Raw genomic sequence first — 7958 nt, 5'->3', positions numbered from 1 at the left:
GTCTCTTTTTTACATCAGCGACAAAACTCAATAAAGCCTGTATTTTCAATGTTTAAGAGGGATTGGGAGGTTTCGTCCTCCGAGAGTTGGTTACGTAGCTGTTTCCAAAATTTTCGACTTGTGTTTTTTTGTTCAAAATAGATTTATCCTGCGTTTCCAAAGAAAAAAGAGCCTCGAATTTTGTCCGAAATAATAGCTATTATTCGTCCTATATTCTTAGCTCTTTTTAGTGCGAAAATTTTGGAATCTCCTTTCGTAAAATGAATTTTTAGTTGAAGTTCCTTTGGATTCGCAGCCAATATTCAGTTGTAAAAAGCGCCATCATGTAGGCGCTCTAATAGAATTCCCCAATAAATCCTCCCTCCAATAGAAAAAGCCGCCTTCATTGTTGTTAATAATGAAAAGCGGCTTTTAAAAGCTACTATATTTAATTGATCAAGTTATATAATGTGCCTTTCGCGGAACAAGTCCATAACAATATGGACACCTGGAACCGCTCTGTCTGCCTGATATCGATGCCCTCCAGTGATGACCTCCCTCACATCTCCACCAGACTTTTAAGTTGCTACTCGGAAACACTTCCTGTGGAGTGCGTCTGCGATTTCTTTCCGGATCCCACTCCTTAGCAAGCCATGGCGTTTTCGTTGCAAGATCATTGAACCCAGCAAGAACCTTAACATTTGAACAATACGGACATCCGTATCCATCATGCCTGTCTGCTATCGTTCTCTGATAATCATGCCCAAGCGGGCATGTCCACCATGCATATTTATGGGATCCATAAACATAGTCAGAAGGCTTTTTGCTGCCATTTCTGGTTTTGTGCCACTCATCTGCAAGTTCAGAATGCCATGATGCGAAATCGTTGAAACCCGGCAGCACTTTCTTGTTATGACAATACGGACAACCGGTTCCATCAACAGCCCTGTCATTGACGAGTGCTCTCCATTCATGCCCGCGTCCGCATCTCCACCAAACTTTCCTTTGACTGCCATATACAACCATGTCTGGTTTGAGCCCTTTATTCTTTTCATGATTCCATTCCGCAGCCACTTTAGGGTATACAGACTGAAGGTCATTGAACCCTTTAAGAATCTGTCTTCCAGCGCAGTATGGGCAGTCGGTTCCGTTGACCCTGTTTGCAGGCGTCGCCTGCCACGAGTGCCCCAGCCTGTCTTTCCACCATACCTTCTCACTGGAGCATCCGCTGGTTATGCTGTCGGGGCTTATATGGTTCTTCTCCCTATCCCAGCTATCCATGAGCTCCGGATGCCTGCTTTCAAAGTCATTAAACCCTTTCAGCACCCTGCGGTCCGCACAATATGGACACCCATATCCTCTATCTCTGAATCCGGGACTGGCATCATAGCTATGGCCTTTGGGGCACTTCCACCATACTGGTTTAGCAGCAGTCCTTGCGACCATATGGGGCTTCAGACCTTCATTCTTCTCGATGTCCCATTCATGCAGTATCTCCGCATGTGTTGTTTCAAGGTCATTCACTCCAATCACCACTACATTCTGAGCACAATATGGGCAGTTACTCCCAGCAGTCCTGCTATAGACTGCCGCTTCCCAGCTATGTCCTTCCTTTTTGCATTTCCACCAGACCTTTCTCACTGTTCCTGGTCCGACTTCCTCTGGAAGGATATCCCCATTCTTTTCATAATCCCATTCGTCAACAAAGGCATATCTCAATGTGACAATATCGTTGTAGCCAGGCAGTATCTTATTGCCTGCGCAATATGGGCATTTTTCTCCCGAAGCCCTGTGGCTTACAGTTGTTTTCCATGAATGACCTTCGTGGCATGTCCACCATACCTTAGCCTGTGAATACAGCGTGAAATCAGATGCAGTAAATGGCGAATTCTTCTCCTTATCAAACTGTGCTGCCAGTTCAGGCTTAACAGTTGCCAGATCATTTATGCCCTTATGAGTCATGGCCTCCCGGCTTGCACATACTCCGCACTTATGCCCGGCGGTTCTGTGATAGACCGCTGTGTTCCATTCATTCCCACAGATGCATTTCCACCACACTCTCTTACCAGAACCAGGCAATAACATGGACGGCTTAAGGTTACCATTCTTTTCATGGTCCCACTGGGATGCAACCTCAGGATAAAGGGTTTCCAGGTCATTAACTCCCGGTATCAGTTTATTTGCCATCAGCCATTATCCCCCTTTCCAGGTCTGCCTCCAGCTGTTCCTTCCAGCCAAGCTTCTTTTTGACCATGCCCTGAACTCCGTCAAATGCCGAAGGGATTGCTCCGTCTATAAGCTTTCCGAAAGCATCTTCATTTACTGCATTATCCTCAGGTACAGGAACTTTGCCTTTGGTATTCTGACGCAGGATCTCATTTGCAAGGTTCGGATACAGGTATGTCCTGAGCATTTTTCTCAGATACATATTTTCTTTCTTAAGAGAATTCATTTCTGAAACCGTGCTCTTCATGTCTGACCTTGCCTGTTCACCATCCTTCTCTAGAGCAGCTATCTTTCTCTCAAGAGAAGTCTTTTCCTTCATAAAACGCTGATCCCTGCTGATAAGCGACTGGGTATAGTCATATGTGCTCCTCCAGTATTCATCCACTTCAGTAAGGTATTTTATGATGTCATCCGTTGTCCTGCATTTCTTAAGAAATCCCTCTATATCAAGATTCCTATAGCCAAGAGTCTGCTCACTTTCGTTAACAAGCTCAGCCATCTCCGACAGTTCTTCTATCCTTTTTCTTACGCTTTCATCCCGTTTGAAATCATAAGCCTTGGCCGTCATTCCCTTGCCTTTTGCGAATGCCTCCAGGTTACTGAACTTAAGCCGTCTGGGATCTCCGTATCCTTCTGTTTCATAAAATTCATCCACAATCATTACAAGATCCTGTGAACTGTTTTTCTTTGGTCTCCCCATCAGCGTTCCTCCCTGTACTTTCTTGACAGCAGACTTCCATAATGGTCTGCACTTCCACGAAGCCTGAGTATCGCAGAGTCAATGTCCTCTTTATATCCCAGGCTTTTTCTCACAAGTTCTATCATCTGCATAAGATAGATACCATCTGCATTTACGGCTTCTTTTGCTTCTTTCTGCAGCTTTATCTGAAGGCCTTTTCTGTCAGCATAAAAGTATCTGCACTGTCTGCATTCGCCTAGGCTGCCTCCGGGATGATAGCAGCCCACGCAGTCACCCACATCGCCTGCGAGCATCCTTTTGCTTGTACACCAGCCATCATTCACTCTCAGTCTGTCTTCCGGAAGGCTCAGATAATACTTTCTGTCACCGGTAAGTCCCGATCTGTTAGTATGTCCATGAAACTTTTCATAGACAATGCTCTCAACAACGCCTGAAATATTCGCATAATAATTTGAGCTGATATTGATATCCTCATGTCCTGCAAGCTCCCTGCAGATAACAGGAGAGCCTCCTGAAAGTATCAGGTTTATCATGGCCAGGTGCCTTGTATCGCCAAGATTTATCGGATACTCCTCATCACCCATGATGTCCCTGCAGAATCTGCTGAGCCTCAGTTTCATCTGTCCATATGTGAAATAACCTCTTGGTGTTGGTCCCATTGATACCAGCAGCGTATCCAGAAGCGGACGTGATACGATTTCTGTCCTCTTCCTGTAATCCTCTATTTCCGCATACATCCATCCGGGAATTTCATACGTGAAGATTTCAAAATCCTCCCTGACCTTGTACCCACGCCTTCTGGTCCCTTTCTTGCTTGTGGTACGCCTGATGCGGATAAATGTCTTCCCATTCTCTTCTGTAATGCAGTCATAAGGAGTCATCAGGAATTCCGTGGCTCTAAGCGGCAATATGTTTGTAAGGTTCCACCAGAAAAAGACAGGGAAATAGAACATCTTGTCATCCTCGTCGGCAATCTTCCAGAAATCCTTCATCCTTCTGTCAAACTCCAGATAATTCTTGAAGCCTGAAAGGTCTCTTGCCTTGGTGTTTCCAAGCTTCACAGTCCTTGCTTCCAGCTCTTCTATGACAGAGTCCCGAAGCTCGTTGCTGTCAGGTATCAGCGACAGGAACCTAGCAAGATGCTGGGTCTCTTTATCATCCATTTCTGCCCCCACATTCTCCGAGTCACAGACAGTAGCTTTCTTTATTTCCCCGATTATCTGCTGGAGCCTTAAAAGCCCTATTGTTCCAAGCTGCAGGAGCACATATGACTTCATATAGTCTCCAAAGCATGAAGCCGTGCATCCCACCCATTCGCGGGCATTTTTCTCATATGCCGTATGTGAAAACCTGAAATCAAACTGGACAAGCCTGAGTTCATCCGTAAGCATCCATACATCATCTTCAAAGCTGCAGCCTTTGATAACACCCTTCTTCTCATAAGTTCCAAACCGCTCCATGGCAGTACTTTTTGTAGCATCATCAAGCTTTTTTATCGGTAGCCTTCTCTCGAAGCCGTCGAACATTTCAGCTCCTGTCATCAGTTCCATTGCGCATCCCCCTTTCAACAACTTCTTTCAAAACCTCCATCTCGGCATCAGGATAAAGCATCTCCATACTTGAAAGGATCTGCATTATTGATGGTATGACATAGTGCTTCAGTATCCCCCTGGCTCTACCTGCATCTGCATCTTCAGAACATGCAGTCACACGGAGCCTTGAATACTCCCTCACCAGCAGTTCAAGCGCTGACTTCGTATATATCTCGAAGCCGCATCCAAGACAGCAGTCCCTTCCGGGACAGATACAGTTAAGTCCTGCCGCTGTTCTTAAACACATGCATTCATCCTGCTTTGATGGTGCCGCAGCTGATGCTATCCTGTGAAGTGTCTGTGGTAGCGCGTTTTCTTTCCCTCCTGCTTCAGCAAGTGTGCTCTCAACTATGTCCCCGGCTCTTGCGTATGATACAGCAACGCTTTCCGCAACAGCCTCTATCTGCCATGCATCAAGCCCAACTTCTCTTATCAGCTTTGTCTGATCTGATACGCCCAGCACCTTATATTCCCTGCCTTTATACATTTCAAGCAGCATCGACGGGACAAATCCAAAGACTCCCCTTTCAAACATTTCCATCAGGATAAACTCCGGGCTGTACCCGGTGAAATATGCATCCCTGAGGTATACATCCGTAATCTCTGGCAGTGTCCCAATTCCGCCTTTATGGCTTCTTGCAAGTGCGGCCAGCATATATCCCTTTGCCCTGCTTTCATCATCGGCATCTGCCACAGCCTCAATCCCCTGAAGATAAGCCTTATTTGCCCGCCTGGATCTGAAATTTCTGAACCCGAGGGCATCTGCAAAGTCGTCCCCAAAGAAACTGATAATGTTCCTGATAGTAAAGTCCGTCCTGACAAACGGTTCTCCATCCTCATGAAATGAAAGTGCTATAGCCATGATGAACCCCAGCGGCTCCATAAGGCTTTCCGGTATAAAGAATTTGATTTCCGGAACAAGCCCATGCTTTTTTGTCTTATTTGGGACAGAAGACCTCATGCGGCATCTGTACTGGACTTCAAATGCTATTTTCTTTCCATCTGATACAGTAAAAGTGCCTTCAGATATCCTCCTGCGTATCTCTTCTCCGCTGTATGGCAGAGACGGAACCGGGAGTCTGAGCATGTCAGTAGTCCTGAGCGCGCAAATGAAATGAAGCGCTGTAAACAGCCAAAGTTCTGCCCATCTTTCATTTTCAAGAGCCTTTTCCACCAGCTTGTTATCTGCCCACGATTCCTCATTCAGGACGATATAAGCCATGAGTGCAAAACCTTCTATCCCATACGCAGTGTTATCCGGCTTCACTATCTGATGGCTCTTGAATGAATACTTCCATGGGGAAAACGCCTCCCCGTCAGCTTCATAGTTCAGGAATCCTGCAAAAAACTTCATGTTGATAAGCTGCAGTTCTTCATAAGAATCTGTAATCAGCTCCTTTATCTCATCATCACTGTATTCATCTAGTTCCTTGGTCATGGACGCCAACAGTACATCTAGCACTATCCACTGCGACCTGTCTGTCTTTTTTCCGGCAACATATTTTCTGAACCTGGACGCTGTCCTCGGATAACGTTCTTCCAATAGTCCAAGCAGAATTTCTCTCTTCTGGGTATCACTCTTCCTGTATGAAAGAAGCCATATATCAAGCCTCTTTTCCAGCTCTTCATTCATAGTGACTGTGGAACAACCATCATTGCCTTCCGTAAGTGTTCCGAACCAATCATTACCCTCAAGAAATTCATAAAGTTCATCAGTATCGCGTGGTTTATCACGGTATTCAGAATCAAGTTCTTTTGCCCTGTCTCTGACCATTTCCATAAATCCCGTCATGTCATAGCTTGCCATACAGCTCGCCCCCTAACATGATCAGAATCTCTGTAAGAGTCTCATTAGTATGCTTTAAAGCCTTGGTCAGCTCACCTTTGTTCTGCATGTAAGTAAATGCAGACTCAGGATTCTTGTCCCCTCTCCAGAACTGGATGTCGCCAATTTCCTTATTTCTAAGAACAAGCTGTACTGTAAACCAGTGTCTGAGGCAATGGGTACTGAGGTCATTCTCATAAAGCAGCTGTCCGTAAATCCTAAGTTCAGGATCACTGCTCTTTATGAGTTCCGGTCGTAGATGGTTATTTACAAGATCCTTGAATTTCTGTCTGTAGCTTTCATAGGACATAGCCATACCATCCCTGTTTACAAACATCGGAGCATAATCCTCTTCGAATGAAGCTCCTGCAAGATACTGCTTATGAAGCCTGTATGCTTCGCAGAAAGTTGCTATGAACTCCGGATATACTCTCTGTATGCGGGTTCTTTTTATAAGTCCTACTTCAGCACCATCACTCCTAAGTGCCAGTTCTCTCCTTAAATCGATTGCAGCTTCAGTGACCTGTCCGCCGATTTCGGTGAAAGTAATCCCAGGTCCATATGGGCTGCCTTCCTGTCTGACATTCATCGCTTCACTGGCTCTTAGTCCTGCAAATGCCTGTAAGCACAACGCAAAGGCTATATCCGGTGCATACCTGAATGCCATAGGTATCAGTATCTCCACTGCCTTGGTCGGAATGTCCCTGAATATAACCTTTTCATCATTTATGACCGTAGCCTTAAAGTCAGGAATCAGCTTTTTCACAGGCTTGCCGCCCTTTGTATAGATCAGCTTTTCCTCATAAAGATCCTTCTTTTTGATCTTCATATACCCTGCATATTTCCTGTTTGAAGCAAGGCTGGCCATGAACGCTGTCACTACCGAGATACATCTCTCGACCCTCTCAGCACATCTGTGACTGCCATCAGACATAGGCTCAAGTCCATAGTCGTTAAAAAAAGAAGCCAGCATATCTTTGGTAATATCAAAAACATGTCTGACTCCAAACTCATCACCGTGATCAACCAGAACATAGTTCAGCATCATCACAATGAAATACATTTTCCCCTCTGGATTTGATTCCAGCGGAATGGTGGTACGCTTGTCGTAAGCACCTGAGTACTCATGAAGTCTAGTGAATCTGACGATCACGCCATACCCATTCTTCAGAACTATGAAGGATCTGTTAAACAACAGTCCATCAGGTGTTACGTTCCGGACTGAATACACAGCATACCTCAGCTGTTTCTCCGGAGGGTAAATCTCTACTAAATCACCCATCTGTGATTCTCCTTTCTGCTACCCATTTAGGGCGCAAAAAAGAGTATACCCGACTAAAGTATGAACAAAACCTGCTATAATGGTTTTGAACAATACTCCATTTGTTCATTCTTTATTATGTTCACTTTGAAAATGTGGGACAAAACTCGATAACGCCAGATATAATCAGCGTTCACAGATTTATGATGATTTGTTCAGAAATTTTTGCAAAAATTCGATTGTGCGCAATTTACTTGTATGTAATTCCTTTCTTTTTTTATTACATTCTCCCGCACAATCATCCCCCTTCCTTTGTTTAAAGTTGTTGTTTGTTGTTACGTTTCTTTGCAGGATTCTTTTTTCTCTCCCGCAGAA

At 44.9% G+C, this 7958-nt stretch carries 5 protein-coding genes; all 5 read right to left on the bottom strand.

Annotation, left to right across the window (positions count from 1 at the left end; genetic code table 11):
- Positions 1-435 precede the first annotated feature (435 nt).
- From BLR42_RS21290 to BLR42_RS21270, 5 genes are read right to left on the bottom strand one after another with little or no spacing between them, the layout of a single operon-like run.
- On the bottom strand, positions 436-2166 hold the full coding sequence (locus tag BLR42_RS21290) for a zinc-ribbon domain-containing protein (protein WP_091873573.1): 1731 nt from the start codon (positions 2164-2166) through the stop codon (positions 436-438).
- A complete protein-coding gene (locus BLR42_RS21285) occupies positions 2156-2905 on the bottom strand; it encodes a hypothetical protein (RefSeq protein WP_091873570.1) in 750 nt (249 codons plus the stop codon). Before BLR42_RS21285 ends, BLR42_RS21290 begins: the two co-directional genes overlap by 11 nt.
- Entirely contained in the window at positions 2905-4455 is a 1551-nt protein-coding gene (locus BLR42_RS21280) for a site-specific integrase (protein ID WP_091873568.1), read from the bottom strand. The genes BLR42_RS21285 and BLR42_RS21280 overlap by 1 nt, the downstream gene beginning before the upstream one ends.
- Complete coding sequence (locus BLR42_RS21275) at positions 4433-6304, bottom strand: adaptor complexes medium subunit family protein (RefSeq protein ID WP_091873565.1); 1872 nt, start codon at positions 6302-6304, stop codon at positions 4433-4435. The genes BLR42_RS21280 and BLR42_RS21275 overlap by 23 nt, the downstream gene beginning before the upstream one ends.
- Positions 6291-7604: a hypothetical protein gene (locus tag BLR42_RS21270; RefSeq protein ID WP_091873563.1), complete on the bottom strand. Its 1314-nt coding sequence runs from the start codon at positions 7602-7604 to the stop codon at positions 6291-6293. Before BLR42_RS21270 ends, BLR42_RS21275 begins: the two co-directional genes overlap by 14 nt.
- Positions 7605-7958: the final 354 nt, after the last annotated feature.

Source organism: Butyrivibrio sp. INlla16, from assembly GCF_900104155.1.
Classification (GTDB): Bacteria; Bacillota; Clostridia; order Lachnospirales; family Lachnospiraceae; genus Butyrivibrio.
The sequence above is the reverse complement of the archived record's forward strand: the minus strand, read 5'-3'. Positions and strand labels throughout refer to the sequence as shown.